This is a genomic window from Aliagarivorans taiwanensis DSM 22990 (genome assembly GCF_000429505.1).
GTDB lineage: Bacteria > Pseudomonadota > Gammaproteobacteria > Enterobacterales > Celerinatantimonadaceae > Aliagarivorans > Aliagarivorans taiwanensis.
Genome location: NZ_AUBZ01000031.1, coordinates 1 through 22,121, shown reverse-complemented (window position 1 = coordinate 22,121; position 22,121 = coordinate 1). Strand labels below are relative to the sequence as shown.

Below are 22,121 nucleotides of genomic sequence, written 5' to 3'. Positions count from 1 at the left end.
GTGGTAACAAGGTCAATATAAGCTGGCTTTAGTGGGTGACTTCATTAAAAAGGACTGCCCAAATGGAACGCTCGAACTTAGGCTTTACCCGAAATGCAATTTCCTGCTTGTTGCTGAGTGCCGCGATAGGCACGTGGCAAGCCAATGCCAGCCCCGCTATGTTGCCGCAGATGGGGGCCGATACCCAGGGCACTTCAGTGTCAGGCTTATCCTCGGGCGCTTTTATGGCGGTGCAGTACCACGTGGCATTCAGCGCCGAAACCATCGGTGCAGGTGTTGTTGCGGGTGGTCCGTGGAATTGTGTGAACGGCGATAGCAGCTTGCTGCCGACCCTGACCAAGGCCCTGCAAAACTGCATGTATCTAAGCAATGGTGGCAAGGTGCCGCCCACCCGTGCGTTTCTCGACCTATCAAAGCGTGCTGAGAAGAAAGGGGAGATCGATCCTACCAGCAACCTGAGCAAGGATAGGGTCTACGTGTTTACTGGCATCGACGATAAAACCGTGAAGCCACCAGTGGTGGTGGGCACCAAAGAGCTCTATCTGGCCTTTGGGGTGGATGAGCAAAGCATGCAGTTTGTCCAAGACCTACCTGCCGGGCACGCTTTTATTACCGATTTGCCGGATAGTGAGGTCAACAACCAGTGCGAGATTACCCAATCGCCCTATATCAACTACTGCGAGCAGGACGACTACTATCAAGCACAAGCGCTGCTGGATCATATCTATCAGCAAACCAATCCCCCCTCTGAGTCGCCCCAAGGCGAGTTGATCGCCTTTAACCAGTTCGAGTTTGTCAAAGACTCGGACTTAGCCCGAGATAAGAGCAGCTTTAGCGAAACCGGCTATGTGTATGTGCCGCCGAGTTGTCAGCAAAGCGCCGAGAACTGCAGCATTCACGTGGTGTTCCATGGCTGTAAGCAGGGCGTCGAGTACAGCGATACGCAGAATGGCACCTTCGGCATGAAGTATATCGAGCACACCGGTTATCGCCGTATGGCCGATACCAACCAACTGATCATGCTCTATCCACAGGTGAAGGCGCGGGCTGGCTCAAACCCGAATGGCTGCTGGGACTGGTGGGGCTATACCGGCAACCATAAGAGTTTTTACCGCAAAGACGCAGTGCAGTTACAGGCGGTCAATCAGATGGTGAAGCGGCTACAGGAGTCGGTTGAGTTGGCGAGTCAGTAAGGAAGTTCGGGTATATCCAAATAATAAGAGAGGGCCTAGTCCCTCTCTTTTTCATCTTTGTCCCAATCATCCTTTTCCCAATCGTCGGCCTTTTTATTGTTTGACTGGATCTTTTTTTTCAGCTCCGGGGTGATGCGAAATCCACCCATGCGGCGAAGTGCCATGATATTGCTGAGGATAACCCCAATCACTACCACAATAATTAGCAGTGCTTGCCAAAGGCTGAACGGCTCTTCCATGTTGCCTCCTGAATGATGCCAATCTACATAAGTAACTGAACATTAACTTATCCAGATTGGTATGGGCGGGTGTTGCCCCTGTACCGGCTAGCTTAACAGGTTTTGCAGCTGTACGGTGCTGGCAAGGGTGCCCAGCATGACCACCACCAAGGCACTGGCGGCGGGTTTGATATCGCGAAACATCGGCAGCAGCCATAGCAGCACGCTGGAGAGCAGCAACACCGCGAAGATCATAAAGCCTTGCTGGTACTCGGCCATCGCCGCGCGATCGGCACCCAACCATAGCGCCAGTGCTGCGCTGGACATGCTGAGCATACCAAACAGAATCCCGGCAAAGGGCAGGATCTTGTCGAAGGCGCTCAAGCGATGCTTGGCCTTAACGAGCAGCCAATGACCGAGGCTGGCACCGCTAAGGGCAAAGGCGAACAGTAAAAACGGATTGGCAACTACCACCGCCAAGGCATTTAGGCACAGCGGCGCGCCCAGCAGCCACCACCAGTTTTGGTCGAGGCTTTGCTTGATGCGCAGCTTAGAGAGTTTCCAGCTCATGCCCCAGCCCATTACCGCGGCCACAATCAACAGACCGGTTTGCCAAAAGGCTTGGCCCGCCTCAAAGGCACACAGCGCGCCCAAGGTGGCGCAGCTGGTAATGGTGGTGAACTGACCCTGTACCCGGGCGCGTTGGCCGGCGCACAGCTCACCATGTCTCAGTACCACCATCTGCAGTAAAAACGCCACGGCGGCACTGCCGCTGAGGGCAACAAACAGGCTGGGGTAAAGATTTAGCATGATGGCTCCGGTAAACAGATATTGGTGATATAACGCGTGAAAATCGTGCTTAGCTCAGCGGCAACCAGCTCGCTGCCCTCAATCGGATGGCTGGTAAGTACCTCGGCTAACAGCTCGGGGGTGAGCGCCGCTAAGTAAGATTGGGCGCAACTATAATGGCTAAGGTGCCAAGGCTCAAATGCTACGCCACCCAAATCGCGCTGATAGGGATAAAAGAAGCCGTACTCTGCGGCATGTTGCTCCAGCCAGCGGGCCAATGGTGATTGGCAGCCGCCAGCTTGATACTCAGGTTGAATTAATTCCAAGCGCTCACCTTCAGCCAGTAGTGCCGGCGAGTAGAGGTCGAAATCGGTGCCCCAATGGTGGCGACTGGCCCCGGGCAGGGCCGACCAGCGTAAAATGGCGTGTAAGCGCTCGCTCTCGCTAAGGCTGCTGTAATCCAAAGCTTGGCTTTGGTCATCGAGCAGGGTGCGCTGGCCCAGCCATTTGGCGTTCCAGATCCGCGCCTGAGCATTAAAGTCGCGAAAGCCACTGAATACCTCAAGTGCTAAGCCATCGCGACGGGCGGCTTGGCGCAGCCTGCGTAGGTCATCGATAACTGCACGGTTGACCCAGCCCAGTTCGGCGTCTTCCAGCAGGTGTTCGCGGTGTAATCCGGTTAAGCTGAGTGGGTCAAGTGTGTGCATTAGCCGAGTACCTTCACCAATAATTGGTAATACATCTCTTCAAGCTGCTCCAAGTCGGCCACTTTGACGCACTCATTCACCTTGTGAATGGTGGCGTTTACTGGCCCCAGCTCAACCACTTCGGTGCCCATCTTGGCAATAAAGCGACCGTCGGAGGTGCCGCCAGTGGTTAAAAACTCTGGCTGCTGCTTGGTGACGCTATAGACCGCATCACCGACTGCAGACAGGAATGGGCCCTCTTCGGTGAGGAAGGGGCGGCCGTTGTAGGTCCAGTCGATGTCATAGTCCAAGCCATGGGCATCCAATACGTTCAGCACTCGCTTGATCAGCTGATCTTCAGTCGATTCGGTGGAGTAGCGGAAGTTAAACTGCACCTTCAGCTCACCGGGGATCACGTTGGATGCGCCAGTGCCAGCGTGGATATTGGCAATCTGGAAGCTGGTAGGCGGGAAGAAGGCATTGCCATCATCCCAATGAGTGGCAGCCAGCTCGGCCAGTGCCGGAGAGGCGAGGTGCACCGGGTTGCTGGCCAAGTGCGGATAGGCCACGTGGCCCTGCACGCCTTTTACCACCAAGTCGCCGGTTAGCGAGCCGCGACGGCCGTTTTTCACCACATCGCCAACTTTGTGGGTGGAAGAGGGCTCGCCCACTAAACACACATCAATAAGCTCGTTGCGCGCCATCAGGGTGTCGACCACGCGGGTGGTGCCGTTAATAAACGGGCCTTCTTCATCGGAGGTAATCAAAAAGGCAATCGAGCCTTTGTGGTTGGGGTAGTCGCTAACAAAGCGCTCGGTGGCAACTTGCATGGCGGCCAGCGAACCTTTCATGTCGGCAGCGCCACGGCCGTGTAGGTAGCCATCGATAACCGTTGGCTCAAACGGTGGTGTGTGCCAGTGCTCAGCCGGGCCGGGCGGTACCACATCGGTGTGGCCGGCAAAGCAGAACAGTGGCTTCTCTTTACCGCGGCGGGCCCACATATTGGTGGTGTCTTCAAAGATCATCGGCTCAATATGAAAGCCATGCTGAGACAGGCGCTCGCCCATCATATCCTGTAGGCCACAATCTTCCGGAGTGACCGAAGGGCGTGAGATCAGCTCTTTGGCCAGCGTCAGTACTGCGCTATCTGCTTGCTTAGTCATTGGCAACCTCGGCGAAAAACTGCTGGTACTGGTCGGCCTTAAAGCCGAGTAGCTGCTGCTCGCCTGCTACCAGCAGCGGGCGTTTAATCATTGCCGGGTGCTCCAGCATCAGGGCAATCGCCTTGGCTTGGTCCAGACCGGCCTTTTGCTCGTCGCTCAGTTGGCGGAAGGTGGTGCCGCGCTTGTTCAGTAGCGCTTCCCAGCCCAAGGCTTCGCACCACTGGGTCAGTTGGGCTTGTTCCAGACCGTCTTTGCGGTAGTCATGGAAGCTGTAATCAATGCCGTTGTCACTCAGCCAACGGCGCGCCTTACGGATGGTGTCGCAGTTGCTGATACCAAAAACAGTCGGGTGTTGCATGTTTCATCCAAGTTGAAAGAGTTGCAGGCATGATAGCAAAGACCTGGGCCGCGCTGTAGCAACTTCACGTTAACAACTGGCCTGATCTGGCTAACAAGTTCAATAGACGCTGAGACTTTAACCAGCCTCACTCTTGTGCAAGCTATGTTGCAACGGTCGCTTAAACAGCGCGGGTGCCAGGTTGAGCAGGGTTAAGCGCATTACATGGCTGATGGCTACAAAGGCTGGCTCCAGCCCCAGCAGTAGCCCCACTGCTGTCATCGCCTCGACACTGCCGGGTGCCCAAGCCAGCAACAGCGCCTGCCAAGGCTTGTCGGTCACTAAGGTAAACAGCAGGGCAAAGCCGAGGGTGATTAGCACGCCTTGTAAGGTAATCAACAGTCCGGCGCGGGCGTAGCGGCCTGCTTCGCGCCAGCTGGCTTGCACCAGCCGAGAGCCCATCAGCACGCCCAGAATCGAGGTCGCCATGCTAAGCAGAGGAACTGGCACCAGTACATTGCCGCCCATCACATAGCTGTTGTATAAAGCCGCAACCAACAGCGCGGTCAGCATATACGGGGCAGGGATGCCTAAACGCACCGCCAGCTTGCCTGCGAGTATGGCCAATGCGCCGAGCACTAAGAGGTGGGGGATATCTTGCTGCAGTAGCTGATGGCTTAGGTTGTCGGCGGCCTCGCCACCGCTGGCAATAAAGCCAGCCATCAGCATTAACAGCAGTAGCCGCACTGAATGGGCGAAGGCAACTCGGGGGGAAGGGTTCTGTTGGGATTCGCTAATCATCAGCACTACGCCCAGCGCGCCGGGCACTGCGCCTAGCATCGCCTCGAACGAGGGCCATTTTTCGCGCCGCACCAACCACAGATAGTTGGCGGTGGTTTGGCTCAGCATACACAGCATCAAGCCGCAGAATAACAATAGTGAGAAGGAGCTAAGAAGCTCTTGCACGCCAATCGACAGACCAATGCTGATGCCGAGGATGATCTGCACTACGGTGATTAAAGGCCGTGGCAGTCGCACTTGCTGCCGGGTCAGTTTCAGGAACACCACTACCGCGCTAGAGGCCCCAAACAGCTCCCCCATCGGCAGGGCGAGCCACCTGCCAATCCAAGCGCCTAATAAACCCACCATCAAGGTGACCACGATCATCATCAGCTACCACTCTACAACTACTGCCGGTAGCCAATAGGTTACCACTAAAGTAATAAACCAAGATGAACAACTGTGCAGGCGAGCCAATGCCGTGGCGTGACTTGCCGAGACGCCTGAGGGCGTATCGTGGCGATCGCTGGCGCTTACTTACTGCTGGAGCGAGAGCGGCCTTAGACAAAGGTCTAAACTGCTGGTCGCGCATGATTCAGATCAAAATATTGCGTTAACAAATGTCACATTGCGGTCACGCTATTGAGAGGTAAATATAACAATCAAAGGATGGCAAGGATGAAAAGAACGTTAATTGCAGTGGCAACCCTCAGCACCCTATTGGCAGCCCCCGCTTTCTCCCATGAACAAGGCACATTTCTGTTTCGCTTCGGCGCGGCAGGCATGCTGCCCAATGAGGGCCGCGACGACGTACTCGGCGCAGGCGAGTTTAAGATCGATGACAACTACCAACTGGGCCTGACCTTCGGCTATATGCTCACCGACAATATCGCGGTCGAGCTGCTCGCCGCCACGCCGTTTAAGCACACCGTGTCGCTAAATGGCGTGGGCGATATCACAGAGATCAAACACCTGCCACCCACCTTGATGCTGGAGTACTACTTTGGCAATGCCCAAAGCCAGTGGCGCCCGTATGCGGGGATCGGCCTCAACTACACCACCTTTTTTGATGAGAGCTTAAGCAGCACTGCGCAAGGCTTAGGACTATCGGATATCTCTCTGGATGACTCTTGGGGTGTTGCCGTGAACGTGGGGCTGGACTATCAAATCAACGACCGATGGTTTGTCGGTGGCTCGCTATGGTGGGCGGATATCAATACCGATGTGAATGTGAAGGTCGGCGGTACTCCGGCGAGTATTAGTACTGAGGTAGACCCTTGGGTGGTGATGTTGTCGGCGGGGTATAAGTTTTAGCTGCAGTAACGAAAGCCTTTGATAAAAAGCGGCCACGATCTTGACCGTGCGTGACGAAATCGTGGCCCTTACTCACACTTGGGCGCTATCGTGGCGCCAACTAGGCAGATAGGTTTATCGATGTCGCCGCATCCACCGAGCTACGTCCAAGTTTATCAATCAGTGACGTTTGTCAATTAGGTAAGGGCTGTGGTAATAGCTTGAGCTTGCTGGTCAAAGATAGCCAACACCGAGTTTATGTTAGATTTAGCGACACTGATCCATTGAAATCCCGTCTCATCGGAATGTCGAAACTCAATTTGTAGCTCATAGCGGTAGCTGGTTAGTAGTGCTCCTATCACACCAAGGCAAAATGATAGCGGTCCGAAAAATCTGCCAAAGCCTTCGGGGCAGATCATCCAGACAATGCTGGATACGATTAGGCCAATGGCAACGATTCGAACAATTGAACTTGCTAAGGAGTTTTTCACGAACCGGGCATTGCGAATTCTGTTTAGATTGTACTCGTCATCTCTAAACGATAACTTGTTGTCTTGGATGATATAATCATACAGCTTCCTTGTCATACCTTATGAGAGTCCATTCAGGTAGGTACTTGCCTAACGATATAAACAATCATATCAATATATTGCTATGACTTCGACAACGTCTTGCCGCAGTTAGTTGCTGCACAGCATAGTTAGCAAGGGTTCTGATGCTCACAGTTTCATCCTTTCTTCACCAGCCTGACTATTTTTCCATCACTATCACTAACTCATTGATTTCATATTGAAGTCGCCGCTTTGGGCTGCCTACATTGATGATATCCGGCATCTTGCTTGGGCGTTGTGCGTGGTCTTGAGCATGCCTTTAAGCAGTGATGCCAATCCGTTAGTGGGGGCTTGCCGCCCTTGGTGTATGACGGAGTCGTCATAGTGATAAGCCAGAGGAAACAGCGATGGAAGAGAAGGTCATTCTTGATAAGGGTAAGGTCTGCGTCTCGAACAATAAGTTTGTGGTGGATGACCAAAGCTACGATATGGCGGCGATTAAGTCGGTCAAAACCACGGTGACAAAAGGCAATAAGCTTCCTGGTGTGGTGATAGGTTTTGCGGGCCTGATGATTATGTTGGCCGCCAAACAGCTAATCATCGGTTTGGCAGTCGCCGCGGCGGGGATCTACTTAGCAATTAATGCCAAGGACCGCTTCTCGGTGGTGCTCAGTACCGAGTCTGGCGATGACAATGCCCTCACCAGCAGTAACCGCGAGCATATCGAGAGCATCGTTGCGGCGCTGAATGAGTCGATTTTGAGTCGGGTGTATAACTAGCTTCCAGAAAACAGATAAAGCTCGCTGCGGGTTAACAGCATGCGGCTAAGCTGACTTTGGCTTAGATTGCCAAACCCCAATAAGTTAGGGCTAAGGGCATGCCGTAACGCTCGTAGGTCATTGAGAGGGTCGCTGTCCAGTAGTTCATCGTCGTAGACTTGGCAGATCAACCCTTGCAGCTCGGAGTCCAGGTTGTTGGTGACTACCCCTTGATAGAAGTCGAAAAACAGCCCCGACGAGTAGAGTTCTTGCTGTTCCAGGTAGTAGGTTTGGTTGCGTGAGCAATCGAGCACATAGTCTTTGAACTCTTCGGTGAGCCCGGCGATTCGTTGATCGCCCAGTGATATCCGCTCCTTTGAGGGCAACACAAACTCAGGTCGAAAGTCATCGCTGAGGGCTTGCACGTAGTATCCACGTACGCGTTGGTCATCATGGGCAATGGCAACCACATGGCTAGGCCAAAAGTAATAATCGGCAGATAAGTCGCTATCAATCGGCTTGGAAATCTGCGCTGCGCCGAAGGTGTCTTCTACATGGGCAAGGGTAGCGTTTACGTGTAAACGCTCGATACGCTCGTAATCGGGGTCGTAGGTAAAGTTGCTGCGAATAGCCTCAAAGGCTTTGGTGACGACGTCGATGGTGTCGTTAAACTGCCCAATGGCAATGCACCCAAGAAATAGAGGTGTTAGCCAAGCCAGAGTACGCTGTGTGAATCTACCAACAAGGCTTTTCTTCAGTTCCATTACTATCAATCATCCATGAAGATACTAGTTAAGATATCAATATATACCTTAATTCTATGAAAAAAATGGATATATATCAGATGGATGAACGAGGTGAGGAGGAATCGAAAGAAGCAGCGCCAGATCTGAGAGGCGCTGCTGTGCGAATGGTGTGTTTAGGCGTACTGATGGGCAAAGCTGCGCCACATGCGTTTTTGCTGGGCCAGCCGCGCTTTTGCCATACGGTAGCGGGCTTTTAGGATAGCCCGCTCATAGCGTTGGCCGATGTCCTGTTTCTTCAGCTCCATCATGCGCTTTTTCATGTCGTAGTACTCCGACATATTGCTGAGTAGCTGCTCGTAGTGCCCTTGCAGCTTAGTGGCGAGCTGGCCGTAGTCGGCGCGCTTGCTGAGCTTTTGCTTTAGCCCCTCCATTTGCTGGCGGTAACGCGCCTTCTCAATCTTGTCGCGCGATACCGTGCGTAGCTTGCTGCATAGCCCGATCATCGCCCCACTTTTAATCAACCATTTAGTGGGATCGTACTGCCACCAGTAGATGCCGTTACGATAATCGTTTTCGAACAGGTGGTGAAAATTGTGGTAGCCCTCGCCAAAGGTGAACACTGCTAGTACGGGATTGTCACGTGCCGTGTTGTTGCTGGTAAAGGGCTGAGATCCCCAGAAGTGGGCCAGCGAATTGATAAAGAAGGTGGTGTGATGGGTGAGCACCAAACGCAGCACGCCAACCACCAGTACCATGCCCAAGACATCACCGTAGATAAGCCCCAGACCAATCGGCAGCGCCAGGTTGGTGGCAATAGCCAGCAATAGATAGTGGCGATGCTGCCACATCACAACCGCATCTTTTTGCAGGTCGCGGCAGTTGCTGTAGTCGTTGCTCTGCTGGCCATGGTAGTTACGCAGCATCCAACCGATATGGCTGTACCAAAGTCCGCGCTTGGCCGAGTAGGGGTCTTTATCGTTGTTATCGACATGGCGATGGTGGATTCGGTGATCAGAAGACCAGTGCAGCACGCTATTTTGCAGAGCGAGGGCACCACCGATGGCAAAGATTACCCGCAGCACCGGGTGGGCTTGATAGGCCTTGTGTGACCATAGGCGGTGATACCCCGCGGTGATCGATAAGTTAGCAAAGCTGAAGGCAGCAAGTAGCCACCACCAATGGGCGGCGCTGTAGCCATGGCTAAGCCCGTACCAAGGAACGGCTATCGCCGCAACGAGAAAGGTGGCAACGAACAGAATCAGGTGGGTCCAAATCAACGGGGGTTTTTGCATCTCAGCCATGGCAAATAATTCAGCGTACAAGTGTGCGCTTAATGTAGTCAGCGTACACGTGTAAGTCAAGATTCGTTTAACGTTTGAACTTGCATCGGCACGCCTAACTCATCACATCTCGTATTTCATATCGGAGGAGTTATGTAGTGGAACAAAAGTATAGGCACGAATTGCCGAGTGGGGAGGGGTAAAGGAAGGGAATGAGAAGATGGGGCGAAGCAGAAAGGTAGGGAAACCACAACTTGCAGGCACAAAAAAAGGCAGGTGGTTAACCTGCCTTTTCGAAACATTAAGCGCTTATGCTTCTGGTGTATTGAAGTCCGGATCGAAGGACATGGCGAAGAAGTAGTCGTCGTCACCGGTGTCGCCCGCTTCGATATTGGCGATCTTCATCAGTTGGCGCTTACTGTTCTCAAGGTGCTGCCATACCGCATGGCGCGCTTCGTCGGCAGAGCGTTTTTGCAGTGCCGCCAAGATTGCCTTGTGATCGTTCAACCACTGATTTTTAAGGGTATCTTCGTGCAGGAATTGAGAGTTCAACTCTTTCCACAGTGGGTTAGTGGTGCGCACTGAACTCCACATATCAACCGCTTGGTTAATTAGTACGCGGTTTTGAGTGGATTCTGCAATAAGCATATGGAACTGTTGATCCAGCGCTTCAAACTTTTGGCTATCGCCACCGAGTTCTTGTTCTTGCTGGTTTACCACGCTCTTAAGCTCGCGCAGCTCGTTAAACTTAATTTGGGTGGCGGCGAAAGCGGCTATATTGCTTTCTATTAATTGGCGGGCCTGTAGTAGCTCAAAGGGACCGATATCGCTTTGTGGGACTATGGTTCGGCTAGTGACCTTTTCCGGGGAGTCGATGAAGAAGATCCCCGCGCCTTGCTTCACCACCACTAAGCCCTTGAGCTCCAACATAATTATCGCTTCGCGAATAGTGGCTCGGCTGGTTTCGAAACGTTCGCTTAGCTCGCGCTCTGATGGCAACCTTTCGCCCGCGTTGAAGATGCCAGAGAACAGCATTTCCTCAATTTGCAGACCAATGTCGTAGTAGCGACGTTTATTCTTAACTTTGTCCATCGATGGGCCCCAAACAGGTAAATCTTTTTTTAGGTAAATCGTTGCAATCAATTACCTTTTTTCATCTCCTGCACTCTAACAAGAGCCTGTTTTGTAAACAAGCATTTAGCCGGATTCGCGAATGTAAATATCAGCTTTTTGAGTAATTGCTATACAAGTCGCGAAAATAGATTTACCAATTAGTGACATCTGTCATGGTAAAGGTAAACCAATATGTCTATTATGTGGATATTGGTTGTCCAGATGGGAGCCAATGTCGTAGGTATTGGGGTGCTGTCTCGCTTGATAGGCCATTTGTAGGTGGCTTATTGAGAAAACCCTTTCATTCCTGCATGGGTGGTTGAAGGTACTTAGGTTCACTCCTCCTTCACCATCCACGACCAAGCATAGCGTTTTTGCCCCAGTTTTTACTGGGGCTTTTTTTGCCTGCGATATATTGTGTTGATAGATTAAGTAGTTATTGCATCGTTACGAAATAAAAAAGGGCCCGAAGGCCCTTTTGCGATATTTAGTTTTTACTTAATGGCTTACTTGCCAAAGCGACGTTGGTACAAATCTTTGTGAGTGTCTCTCGCATACTCAACCAAAGTCTCGTATGGCGTGTCGGTCACGGTAACAAAGCCGTTGTTGTAGTTCTCGCCGTCCCAGGCACGTCCGGTGGTTGGAGAGTCTAGATATTGGAACCAGTGGGCACCGACGAAGTATGGGTTCTCTACAATGCTTTCTAGGAAGTGTACGTAGCTTTCGCCGCGCCACTCTTGGGTATCACCGCCCATAGGTCCGGGGTGGAACATACCGCTGTCAGTCGCACCGAAGGCGAACTCACCGATAAAGGCTGGCTTGTCATGACGCTCCAACATGCTCCAGTCACCTTTGGCGTAAAGGTCGGTGGCGTATTGGTTGTAGCTCATGACATCGGTGAACTTGGCCGCCGCATCGATTGCTTCAGGCGTCATACCCCATACCGAGAAGCGCGCACCCATGTAGAGGTGGTTTGGCATGGCTTCTTTCACTTCCTGCTGCACGATGGAGAAGAACTCTTCTGCCACGTCGGTCAGGAACTGGCTGAAGTCAGCTCGGCTAGCATCGTTGTAGTTACCATCGAAGGTAAAGCCTTTGGCGAAGGCATCCCAAGACTCAGCATCGCTGCCCCAGGCCTTGTTCAGCGCACCAATCTTCTTGTATTTGGCTTTCAAGGTTGCAACAAAGTGCGCCTTGGCAGGGCTTTCTGCCGCGTCGGCACGCAGCGCTCCGGTAGCCAGTGAGTAGTGGTTGGCTTCAAAAGCGGTGTTACCCCAGGTTAGCTCGTTGTCGATGAAAACACCGATACACCATGGCGAGTTGTTAACCTCTGCCGCGACGCTCTGCGCGGTGGCTTTCACCGAATCGCGGAACACTGGGTCGAATGGGTCATGCAGTGGGCCCCAGTAGTCGTTACCGGTGACGATGCGTTTGTGGCCGCCAGTGATCCAGCCGTGAGCGGTGTAAGGGATCTTGTCGTTGCTGTAGAACGACGGATTAGACCAGTTACCCAACGAGCTGAAGCCCCAGTCCATCATCCGCGCGATAACCAAGTCATGCCAAGTCTCGGAGGCTTTCTCGAAAGACTCTGGGTTGAACTTACGTTGCAGGTTGGCACCGTAGAAGCTGAATACCTCACCATGGTTAAGTGGGCCAGCGTGCATAGTCGGTGCATACTGGAAGTTTTGCGCCAGTGCATCGTCAAACTCAGGCAGCCAGTTAAACATGCTGTGACGCAGCTCCGACATTACCGCGCGCTCTTTGGTCTCTTCAAGGTATGGCACATCAGAGATTTCACTTGGGCGGAACGAAGCATGGTCAAAGCCCGCATAGTCGGTGAAGGCTCGGCCGGTGGTGGTAAAGGTGTCATCCATACGGATGTTGTCCAGACCGGTGGCGAAGTACAGGTAGCCCTCTGGGTCAACAAAGGCCCACTTGCCATCGACTTTCTCGGTGCGGAAGAAGCCAGTACCTTCCAGTTTTGGTCCATCTTTCCAGCCACCGAACTTGGCGCGGTCATCCGCCAGCTTAGCGTTGGCAATCAGCTCAAGGTCTGCTTTGGCGCGTGCCGCCAGTTCTTCATCGTCGTGTACTTTCTCTGGCCAATCGGTTTCGGCGTACTGACCATATTGGTCAATCAGTCCGGCAAAGCGAGAGGTGTCGTTGCTCAGGTTTGGAATCAAGCGCAGTGAATCGATAACAATCGTTGCTTCTTCGGCAGGCTCCATCATATATAGCTGGATGCTCACGATGTTGCTTGCATCAAGCTCTTGCTCACCCCAGGCCAGACCAACTTGCTGCGCGGCGTAAGACTTACGAGGAGGCAGGCCGCGCATGCCGGGATCCAGCAGTTTGTTCGCCTCAGACATAGTGAAGTAGTAGGTGCCCGACTCGCCTTTTGGCAGCTGGAAGTAACCAGTACGGCTATTTACCACACCACTGGCGGTGCCGCCGAACTTCTCATCGATGGCATCATCGACACGAATAAACAGGGTGGCAGTGCTGTCGCCAATGTTGTCCAGATCGAAGGCCAGTGCAAAGTCGCCATGGCCGCTCCAATCGAATGGCTTCTTCGGTGCAAACTTAACGGTTGGGTAAGCTTCTTCAGTGCCGTAGTGCACTTTCAGGCCGTGGCCCTCATCGCGCTTGATCACCTCAATCTCGCTGCCGGTGTGCAGCTCAATCACTTCCTGCTTACCGGGCTTGAAGGTCACCGCTTCGGCAATAGTTGGCACGCCATCGGCAACAATCACTTCGGCAAGTACTTCTGATTTCACCAAGTCACCGGTACCGGCAATGAACTCTACATCGTGAACCTTGACAACTTGCTCACCAATAGGGCCTACGGCGTAGAACTGCAGCTCGGCCAGGTTACGCAGGTCCAGCTCGTCGCCGCCACGGTAGCCGGGGATCTGCATTTGCGAACCCAGGAAGTAGAAGTCGATGGTTTCCGTTGAGTTGGCATCCATCTCCACAGGCAGGTCTAGCTGGTGGGTGGCTGCGCCCATGATGCCGAGGTTATCGGCCAGTTTGATCTCAAAGCGGATTGGCTGATCGCTAGGGTTTTCAAAGGTAAAGCGTAGGCCACCTTTGGTGTTCCAGTCCCAAGTGCCCTCAGGCGCTGCGATCTTCACGTTTGGCCATTTGCTGTTGGCCTCTTCTTCCGAGATGGCGTCGAAATCGAGGGTGAGCGCGTCACCTTCAACATCGTAGCCAGCATCAGAGCTGTTCATGTAGTCGAGTTGTTGTTCCGAGGTGAGTACCAGCTTGGCAATCTCGTTCGAGTTGCTAGCGTTTATTTCGCTGTCCTGTGCCTGCGCAACGGCATGGCTGGTCGTATAGCCGGTAGACAACAGCAGGGCGCTACAAATGGCCATGCTGAGTGTGTTTAGTCGTAGCTTCACGGTGACTCCTTGGGTGTCTGGTGTTATTGGTACACGAAAATCTTTTCGTTGGTTAACCATTGATCGAAATGGTACACCTGTGGAAGGGGTGGAGTGTGATCCAGCAGGTAATTTGACAACTTAGTCATCGAGATAAGGTGGTTACTGCGAATCCGATCACACTAATTTCTGGCGGGGTTAACACTGCTGGAACACAGCGTTGGTGTTTACTTACCAGCCTAAGGAAGTTGACTCAGCAAATGGTACTGTTTGCGGTATTGGAGCGGGGTCTGGCCGATCTGCTGGCGGAACTGGCGGTGGAAAAATGCCATGTTGTTATAGCCGCAGCGGAAGGCGACTTCTTCAACATTATGTTCGTCTTGAATCAACAGGGCGCAGGCGCGACTAATGCGGTATTCATTTAAATAATTGGTAAATGTCTTATTAAAAGTACGTTTAAAATACTTGGAAAAAGAGACGGTGGTCATGTTGGTGAGGTTGGCCATATCGTCGGCGCTGATTTTGGTTTGGTAGTGCTCGGCCACAAACTCCAAGATCGCATCAATCCGTTTCGAGGCGCCACTCATTTGCTGCGGTGTGACCTGCTCTGCCAGACGCTGGCGGGGGCTGCTGGCCAATTGCTGAAGAATGCCCAGTAGGTTAATTAGTCGTTCAAACGGGCTTTGCTCCGGAAACTGGCACAGCTTACGGCCGATCTCCAAGCTGAGCTCCCGATCAAAGCTCAAGCCGTTTTGGCTGTCTTCCAACAACTTGGCGATGGCCTTAAATTCGCGCCCCGCTATCCAGTTCTCGCCCAGTAGCTGCTCGTCCCACTGAATAAACAGCGATTTGGCGTTATCGCCGCGGCCTTGGTAGCTCTTCCAACAGTGCGACACGTTCGGCCCAATCAAACACAGTTCGCCAGCACTGAAGTGGCGGATGGCATTGCCGGTATAAGCGGTGCCCGATCCTTCAATGATATAGGTGAGCTCCCACTGGGGGTGGTAGTGCCAAGGGGCGTTAAAGGTGGTGTCGCTATATTGACCCAAATAGAAGGACTGTTGGCTGTTGCTGGGGATGTGTTCTAGTACTGGTCTCATGGTGCAAATCTGGGCAATCGTGGAACAAACAAGAAAGGTGATATTCTTCTAAATTTCTCGAAAATGCACTACCTAAACGCGTATATAGGAAAAATAGTACACAAATAGTTTAATTCCGCATTTACCCCCATTTCAAGTGCCGCGCTAACCTCCAAGCATACTAAAGCTAAGAGTTAGGAGAGAGCGTTGAAATTTGACGTATTAGTTTCAGGCATGAACGTAGTGGATTTGCTACTAACCATGCCCGCCTCATACAAAGCGGGGCATAAGCATCAGGTAGATGAAATCCTGATTCAGGGAGGAGCGCCAGCGGGCAACGCGGCGTGCGGTATGGCGTCACTCGGCTTGAATACTGCTTTCTTGGGTTTCTTGGGGAACAACCCCCAAAGCAACATCGCCAAGGGTGAGTTGGAGCGCTGCGGCGTGGTGACCGACTTAATGCTGCGTGATGACACTGCAGTGCCAGCAACCGCGCTGGTGCAGGTTGACCCAGACAACGGCGATCGCACCGTGTTCTACACCACCAATGGCTACCGCGCACTGTCGCCGATGGATATCGATGACGGCTGGCTGGCTAGCACCAAGCTGGTGTTGGTCGATGGCTACGACATCGAGGGCAACCTGGCGCTGTTGGAGAAAGCCAAAGCGTTGGGCCTGCCATCGGTGGTGGATATGGAAGCCGGCGATCGCGGCCAACTGATGCACATGCTTAAACTTGGCGGCCACGTGATCTTGCCGCTCGAAGCCGCGCAATTCCTTGCCGAAGAACAGCTTCCCGAAACCTGCCTGCGCAAACTCAGCGCCCTGACCGACGGCCAAGTAGTGATTACCGATGGCGCTAACGGCAGCTGGGCGCTTGACGGCGACGAGCTGGTTCAACAGCGCTGTTTCCCGGTTGAGGTTGTCGATACCACCGGCTGTGGTGATGCCTACCACGCCTCTTACGCCTATGGCCTGTTGAAAGGCTTTGACTTGGCCAAGCGCATGCAGTTTGCCTCTGGCTTCGCGGCGATTGTTGCCACCCATTTTGGCGGTCGTACCCGTTTCCCGAGCGAGGAACAGGTGTGGCAGTTTATTCAGAATTATTCATAAGGAACCTTCCATGAGCATAGATTTTACCCAACGCCAAGGCGTGGTTGAGCAAGCGATGAGCGAGCTGGTTAGCCCTCGCACTGCCCGCAAAGATGTACCGGTTGGCTTTATCGGTATCGGTTTTGAGCTGCATTTCGACTGGGCCAAGGCCAAGCAGTCTTACACCCAAGCGGTGGGCGATGTAAAAGGCGTATTCAGCGAATACAACTCGATGCTGGCTGAAGAAGAGCCCATCCAAACCAAAGACGACATGCTGAAGCTGCTGAACGCCTACCGCGCTCAGGGCATGCAAGCATTGGTGGTGTACCAAGCCTCATACATCTCAGGCGATATGGCGCTGGCCTTGGCCACTTGGTTGGCCGAGCACGATGTGCCGGTACTGAGCTGGTCGCACACCGAAACCACCGGTGGCAGCCTGACGGCTAACCGCCTGTGTGGTCAAAACTTCCTGCTGAACATTCTCTCTTCGATGGATGTGCGCTACTCGTGGATCTTCGAAGAGCCGGGCGCCGACAGCTTGGGCGAGTCACTGGGCCGCTTTATCGATGCAGTATCAGCCAAAGCACGCCTTAAGCACGCCAAGATCCTGATGGTAGGCGGTATGCGCGTACCGGGCTTCTACGACTGTGAACTCAACGAGATGTCGATTGCCAAGCACTTCGGCCTGGCGGTGGATCGCATCGATATGCAAACCATCTGGAAGCACGGCGAAGAGAACTTTGCCGAAGCGCAGGTAAATGCTGTGGTCGACAAGCTGCTGTCTTCGCCTTCAGTAGCGGGTAACGGCGTATCGGATAACGAGCTGTTCTTGTCGGTACGTTTGGCGCTGGCGATTGCCGATTACGCCAACAGTAACGAGTACGTGGGCGTGGCCCTGAAGAACTGGCCAGAGCTGTTCGATAACTACGGCATCGCCGGTGATGGCGCAGGCGCACTGGTACAAGATCTGGGTATTCCAGTGGCCGATGAATCTGACATGGGCGCGCTGCTGACCATGGTGGCCTTTAACGAGCTGACCATGAGCAAAGGCCTGCCAACGCTGATGGACTTCTCCTTCGTTGACCACGCCAACAACAAAGTGGGCATGTGGCACTGTGGCGGTACCTCCACCAAGCTGATGCGCGAAGGCACCCAGTTTGAGATCCGCAACCACAGCATTCTGGACAACTACGATCCAGAAGACTCCTACGGCATGCTGTTTGAGTTCCTGCAAGAGCTTGGTCCGGTCACCATTGCCAAGTATCAATACCCTCACGCATCAACCATCTTCGCCTTCGAAGGTGAGCTGGTGGACTCGCCAATGCGCTATCGCGGCTGTTATGGCGAAGTGGCACCCAAAGCGCTGTGCTCTAAGCAGATTGCCGGTTCGGTGATGAACTATGGCATGGACCACCACTGGGTGATGGCCCGCGGTGAGCTGCTGGAGCTGCTACGTGAATTCAACTTCTGGGTGGGCATCGAAGAGCTGGCACCTACCGAAGCGAAAACCTCTGGTCGCAGCATCCCTAAAAAGATGGACTTTTAATTAACCGACAAGCAATTGGGAAACATTATGTCTCAGGCATTATCTTCACTGTTGAATCAATACCGCGCCAACCAACGTTGTCTGGCCGGCTTTAACATCAACGACATCTACGATCTGCATGCGGTTGCGTTGGCGGCCAATGAGCTGGACCTGCCGTTTATGGCAATGACCTACCCACCGGTTGCCGAGCTAAACGGCACCTGGCTGTGCCGCAAGATGGTTGACGGTTTTGAGCGTATCGCGAAAAACAAGATCTACCTGCACCTGGACCACAGCACCTCGGTAGATCTGTGTAAAAAAGCCATCGATGATGGTTATGATTCGGTGATGATCGACGGCTCGCACCACGACATCAAAACCAACATCAAGATGACCCAGGAAGTGGTGAAATACGCCCGCAGCGCTGGCGTCTGTGTGGAAGCGGAGATCGGCAAAATCATGGGCCGTGACGTGGTAGTGAAATCAGAAGACGACTACCTGGCCTCGGTGGCCGATGTGGTGGCGCTGTGCGAAGAAGCCGGTCCTGACATCGTCGCCGTTGGTATCGGTACTGCCCATGGCTTTACCCCAACCACGCCGAAGATCCACTTCGAGCGCCTGAAGCAGATTGCTGATGCCGTGCCAAACCCGCTGGTATTGCACGGCGGCACCGGGATTGCCGATGAAGATATCCAGAAATCGATCACCATGGGTATCGCCAAGATCAACATTGGCACCATCGTGCATACCACCTACATGCGCGAAACCCACAACGAGATCAGCAAAGACGTGAAAGCGGCCTACCCGCCGTTCATCATGAAAGACGTGATCCCACGTGTGCAAGAAGTGGTAGTTGACCGCCTGAAAGCGGTAAATCCACACCTGTAATAGCAAACGCCCCTGGCATGTTCGGGGGCGGTCTTAACTGCTAACAGTAACAGTTAACAGTGGCCGGCCTACCTTCACCTGAGCCAAGTTGCTTCTTGGGATAACGCGATGGTTTAGCCTACTTTCTTTCGTGTTATTCCGAAATGCGCATGCACTTAAGGCTCTATGTCGATTGCAAGCCGAGTGTGTGGAGTGGGTCGGCCATTTTTCAGTGTTTTCAAGCGTGTAGTTAGCATCTTTTCAGCCCCCATCGCAGTACCCTTCTAGTAAGCTTCCAAGAGAAATAACGAAATAGTGGTACGGGTCACATTGGTAGAACCAAAATTTCAAATTGGTTGACCAGAAAAACAGGGGCGGGGATACTACACGACAGCTAGAAATGGAATGACAGCAGGCGCTGTCACTGCAGACTTAGAGTAACGCTCGCATCGGTTTAAATGCAAGGTGGCGTGGCGAGCACGACAAGACTACAACCTTTGAAGAGGATTCAACATGAACGCCAAGTTTTCGCCAGAGCAGGTAGTGGCGGTATCGGATCAGGAACAATCTATTCTGATTTACGATTTCTCCGGCGACGCCTTACCTTCGGCTTTTTCCTTCAACAATATCGATGCTGAGTTGGTAAGCCAAGGCGCAGGGATTACCTGTGGCGAGCAAGCCCTGAAGATCCACTGCAACAGCGCAGAGAACATGTACACCTCGGTGTATATCGAACCGGAAACGCCGTTTGACTGGAGCAAACTGGCTGACTTTAGCTTCGCCTTCGACACCACCAACACCGGCAGCCGTTGCACCCAGATCTTTATCAACATCTTCGACCACAAGGGTCAGATGCATAGCCGCAGTGTGAATGTGGCAGCTGGCGTAACCCAAACCAACCTGGTAGAGCTTAAAGGCGAGTTCCTGCGCAATACTACTAGCTGTGAATCAGGCTTGCGCTCCGATCCCGCATCGTTCGAGACGCCCTTTGAGTATGCCACTTGGATGTGGGGTCTGATGAACATCGACCTGACCGCCATCGCCAAGATTGAACTGAGCATTCACGGCTCCTTGATCGACCACGACATGGTGCTGGATAACTTCCGCCTGATCATGAGCCCAGAGCACAATCGCGACTTCTTGAAAGCCAGCATCGACCGCTTCGGCCAAGACGCCAACACCGAATTCGCCGAGAAGGTACAAAGCGAGGAAGACTTGCTCAAGCGCATGGACGACGAGCTAAGCGTGCTTGAAGAAGGTGCTATGGCCGACCGCTCGCGCTTTGGTGGCTACACCGCAGGCGAGCGCTACGAGGCCACCGGTTTCTTCCGCACCCAAAAACTGGGCGACACCTGGGCACTGATCGACCCAGAGGGCTACCCCTATTTCGCCACCGGTATCGACATCCTGCGTCTGGCCAACTCCTACACCATCACCGGTGTGGACTACGACCACAGCCTGGTTAAGCAGCGTACCTCTGATGACCTAACCCCGGAAGACTCCATGGAGAAACTGGTGGTAAGCAAAGCGGCCATGGCCAGCGGTAAGGTTATCAACCAGTGGCGTCGCGACTTCTTCCAGTGGCTGCCGGATATCGATGATCCGCTGGCCGAGCACTACAGCTACGCCCGTGAGGTGTGGGAAGGCCCGGTTGAGCAAGGCCAGATCTTCAGCTTCTACGGTGCCAACCTGCAGCGTAAATACGGCAAAGACTACATGGAAACCTGGCGCAAGGTGACCATCGACCGCATGGTGAACTGGGGCTTCACCTCGCTGGGTAACTGGACCGCACCTGAGTTCTACGAGAACGAAACCGTACCGTTCTTCGCCAACGGCTGGATTATCGGCGACTTTAAAACCGTGAGTAGTGGTGATGATTTCTGGGCCGCACTGCCAGATCCCTTCGACCCGCTGTTCCGCACCCGCGCCGAAGCGACCGTGGCTCAAGTTCGCGAAGAGATCAAAGACACCCCATGGTGTGTCGGTATCTTTATCGACAACGAGAAGAGCTGGGGCCGCATGGGCACCATCGAAGGTCAGTATGGTATCTCGATCCACACCCTAGGTCGCGACGCTGCAGAGTGCCCGACCAAGGCGGTATTCGTTGAGCTGATGAAGGACAAGTACAGCAGCATCGATGCGCTGAATGCCTCATGGGGCACCACCATCGCCTCGTGGGACGCCTTCGCCAAAGGGGTCAAAGACCTCGAGCACAACGACGCGCAGCTGGAAGACTACGCCATCTGTTTGGAAGCCTATGCCAGCGAATACTTCCGCGTGGTTAACGAGTCGCTAAAAGCGGTACTGCCAAACCACCTGTACCTTGGCTCACGCTTCGCCGACTGGGGGATGACTCCAGAGGTGGTGCGCGCCTGTGCCAAGCATGTGGATGTGGTGTCGTACAACTACTACAAAGAAGGTCTGCACCCGCAGCCTTGGAAGTTCCTGGCCGAGATCGATATGCCAAGTATCATCGGTGAGTACCACTTCGGCGTGAAAGGCGAAGGCTTGCACCATGCAGGTCTGGTTACCGCGAGCTGCCAAGAAGAGCGTGGCAAGATGTACGAAGCCTACATGCACTCGGTTATCGACAACCCGTACTTTATCGGTGCCCACTGGTTCCAATACATCGACTCCCCAGTCACTGGCCGCTCCTACGACGGCGAAAATTATAACGTTGGCTTTGTCACCAACGCCGATATCCCTTACCAGCCAATGGTGGATGCCGCTAAGCGAATTCACTCCAGCATGTATCAACGCCGTTTCGGTGGTAAGAAGTAACGATTAATCACGTTGTGATTAAATTGAGCGTAAGAACAAGCCCGGCGTAAGTCGGGCTTTTTTGTGTCATTAGTCGAAATTGCTCTTCGTGGTTAAGGAGGCGCAGAGACTTCGGGGTAATCTCTTCAAATTACTTCTGCCCCATTACGTGTTAGGGAAGCCTGCATAACCACTGGCATGATAAACTCAGTCCTTGCCGTTTCTGATCCGCTCCGGTAGTTTTGGACACCACGCTAAGCGAGTAAAATCGTTTAACGAGGTGAACAATGACATCAAAAACCAAACGCCAAACCTATACAGCTGAGTACAAAGCTGAAGCCCTTAAACTGGCAAAAATCAAAGGGGTAAGCGCTGCCGCTAAAGAGCTCGGAATATACGAATCTCAACTCTACAACTGGCGTAGCGCTGCTGAGAAGAAAACGAACACCACCCAGCGCGAAGCTGAGCTCGCGGCTGAAGTGGCGCGACTCAAACGCCAACTCGCAGA

The 22,121-nt window shown here is 53.3% G+C and carries 19 protein-coding genes; 8 read left to right on the top strand and 11 right to left on the bottom strand.

Annotation, left to right across the window (positions count from 1 at the left end):
- Nucleotides 1–62 precede the first annotated feature (62 nt).
- Nucleotides 63–1,193: an extracellular catalytic domain type 2 short-chain-length polyhydroxyalkanoate depolymerase gene (locus G462_RS0114895; protein WP_051326775.1), complete on the top strand. Its 1,131-nt coding sequence runs from the start codon at nucleotides 63–65 to the stop codon at nucleotides 1,191–1,193.
- Between the two features lie 35 nt (nucleotides 1,194–1,228).
- On the opposite strand, the gene G462_RS0114890 is transcribed toward G462_RS0114895, so the two are convergent.
- The 6 genes from G462_RS0114890 to G462_RS0114865 form a co-directional block, all read right to left on the bottom strand.
- Complete coding sequence (locus G462_RS0114890) at nucleotides 1,229–1,432, bottom strand: DUF2897 family protein (protein WP_026959696.1); 204 nt, start codon at nucleotides 1,430–1,432, stop codon at nucleotides 1,229–1,231.
- A gap of 87 nt (nucleotides 1,433–1,519) precedes the next feature.
- Entirely contained in the window at nucleotides 1,520–2,221 is a 702-nt protein-coding gene (locus tag G462_RS0114885; RefSeq protein WP_026959695.1) for a hypothetical protein, read from the bottom strand.
- Nucleotides 2,215–2,907, bottom strand: a complete 693-nt coding sequence (locus G462_RS0114880) for a M15 family metallopeptidase (protein WP_026959694.1) — start codon at nucleotides 2,905–2,907, stop codon at nucleotides 2,215–2,217. Before G462_RS0114880 ends, G462_RS0114885 begins: the two co-directional genes overlap by 7 nt.
- Nucleotides 2,907–4,049, bottom strand: coding sequence for a succinyl-diaminopimelate desuccinylase (gene dapE / locus G462_RS0114875; RefSeq protein WP_035477859.1), 1,143 nt, complete (start codon nucleotides 4,047–4,049; stop codon nucleotides 2,907–2,909). Before dapE ends, G462_RS0114880 begins: the two co-directional genes overlap by 1 nt.
- Nucleotides 4,042–4,407, bottom strand: a complete 366-nt coding sequence (locus G462_RS0114870; RefSeq protein ID WP_026959692.1) for an ArsC family reductase — start codon at nucleotides 4,405–4,407, stop codon at nucleotides 4,042–4,044. The genes dapE and G462_RS0114870 overlap by 8 nt, the downstream gene beginning before the upstream one ends.
- A 117-nt stretch (nucleotides 4,408–4,524) precedes the next feature.
- Nucleotides 4,525–5,556, bottom strand: a complete 1,032-nt coding sequence (locus G462_RS0114865; RefSeq protein ID WP_026959691.1) for an AbrB family transcriptional regulator — start codon at nucleotides 5,554–5,556, stop codon at nucleotides 4,525–4,527.
- A gap of 288 nt (nucleotides 5,557–5,844) precedes the next feature.
- On the opposite strand from G462_RS0114865, the gene ompW reads away from it, so the two are divergent.
- Both ompW and G462_RS0114850 read left to right on the top strand, forming a co-directional pair.
- Nucleotides 5,845–6,480 (top strand): outer membrane protein OmpW, encoded by a 636-nt coding sequence (gene ompW / locus G462_RS0114860; protein ID WP_026959690.1) that lies wholly within the window; start codon nucleotides 5,845–5,847, stop codon nucleotides 6,478–6,480.
- A 937-nt stretch (nucleotides 6,481–7,417) separates the two neighbouring features.
- On the top strand, nucleotides 7,418–7,789 hold the full coding sequence (locus G462_RS0114850) for a DUF6232 family protein (RefSeq protein ID WP_026959688.1): 372 nt from the start codon (nucleotides 7,418–7,420) through the stop codon (nucleotides 7,787–7,789).
- On the opposite strand, the gene G462_RS0114845 is transcribed toward G462_RS0114850, so the two are convergent.
- From G462_RS0114845 to G462_RS0114825, 5 genes are all read right to left on the bottom strand, one after another.
- Nucleotides 7,786–8,532, bottom strand: coding sequence for an ETEC_3214 domain-containing protein (locus G462_RS0114845; RefSeq protein WP_026959687.1), 747 nt, complete (start codon nucleotides 8,530–8,532; stop codon nucleotides 7,786–7,788). The genes G462_RS0114850 and G462_RS0114845 overlap by 4 nt on opposite strands.
- Before the next feature lie 155 nt (nucleotides 8,533–8,687).
- Nucleotides 8,688–9,806 carry a fatty acid desaturase gene (locus G462_RS0114840; RefSeq protein WP_211234228.1) on the bottom strand — a complete coding sequence of 373 codons (1,119 nt, stop codon included), beginning with the start codon at nucleotides 9,804–9,806 and terminating at the stop codon, nucleotides 8,688–8,690.
- 297 nt (nucleotides 9,807–10,103) lie between these two features.
- Nucleotides 10,104–10,886, bottom strand: a complete 783-nt coding sequence (locus G462_RS22935) for an FCD domain-containing protein (protein ID WP_035477855.1) — start codon at nucleotides 10,884–10,886, stop codon at nucleotides 10,104–10,106.
- Nucleotides 10,887–11,413: 527 nt separating this feature from the next.
- Nucleotides 11,414–14,311, bottom strand: a complete 2,898-nt coding sequence (locus tag G462_RS0114830) for a beta-galactosidase (RefSeq protein ID WP_026959685.1) — start codon at nucleotides 14,309–14,311, stop codon at nucleotides 11,414–11,416.
- A 218-nt stretch (nucleotides 14,312–14,529) separates the two neighbouring features.
- Nucleotides 14,530–15,390, bottom strand: a complete 861-nt coding sequence (locus G462_RS0114825) for an AraC family transcriptional regulator (RefSeq protein ID WP_035477850.1) — start codon at nucleotides 15,388–15,390, stop codon at nucleotides 14,530–14,532.
- 186 nt (nucleotides 15,391–15,576) lie between these two features.
- On the opposite strand from G462_RS0114825, the gene G462_RS22930 reads away from it, so the two are divergent.
- The 5 genes from G462_RS22930 to G462_RS0114800 all read left to right on the top strand — a co-directional run.
- Complete coding sequence (locus G462_RS22930; protein WP_157378631.1) at nucleotides 15,577–16,482, top strand: carbohydrate kinase family protein; 906 nt, start codon at nucleotides 15,577–15,579, stop codon at nucleotides 16,480–16,482.
- 10 nt (nucleotides 16,483–16,492) lie between these two features.
- Nucleotides 16,493–18,007 (top strand): L-fucose/L-arabinose isomerase family protein, encoded by a 1,515-nt coding sequence (locus G462_RS0114815; RefSeq protein WP_026959683.1) that lies wholly within the window; start codon nucleotides 16,493–16,495, stop codon nucleotides 18,005–18,007.
- A 27-nt stretch (nucleotides 18,008–18,034) separates the two neighbouring features.
- Nucleotides 18,035–18,874, top strand: a complete 840-nt coding sequence (locus tag G462_RS22925; RefSeq protein WP_051326773.1) for a class II fructose-bisphosphate aldolase — start codon at nucleotides 18,035–18,037, stop codon at nucleotides 18,872–18,874.
- 492 nt (nucleotides 18,875–19,366) lie between these two features.
- On the top strand, nucleotides 19,367–21,634 hold the full coding sequence (locus tag G462_RS0114805; RefSeq protein ID WP_026959682.1) for a beta-galactosidase: 2,268 nt from the start codon (nucleotides 19,367–19,369) through the stop codon (nucleotides 21,632–21,634).
- 266 nt (nucleotides 21,635–21,900) lie between these two features.
- A partial coding sequence (locus G462_RS0114800; RefSeq protein WP_026959681.1) for a transposase occupies nucleotides 21,901–22,121 on the top strand: 221 nt, incomplete at its 3' end.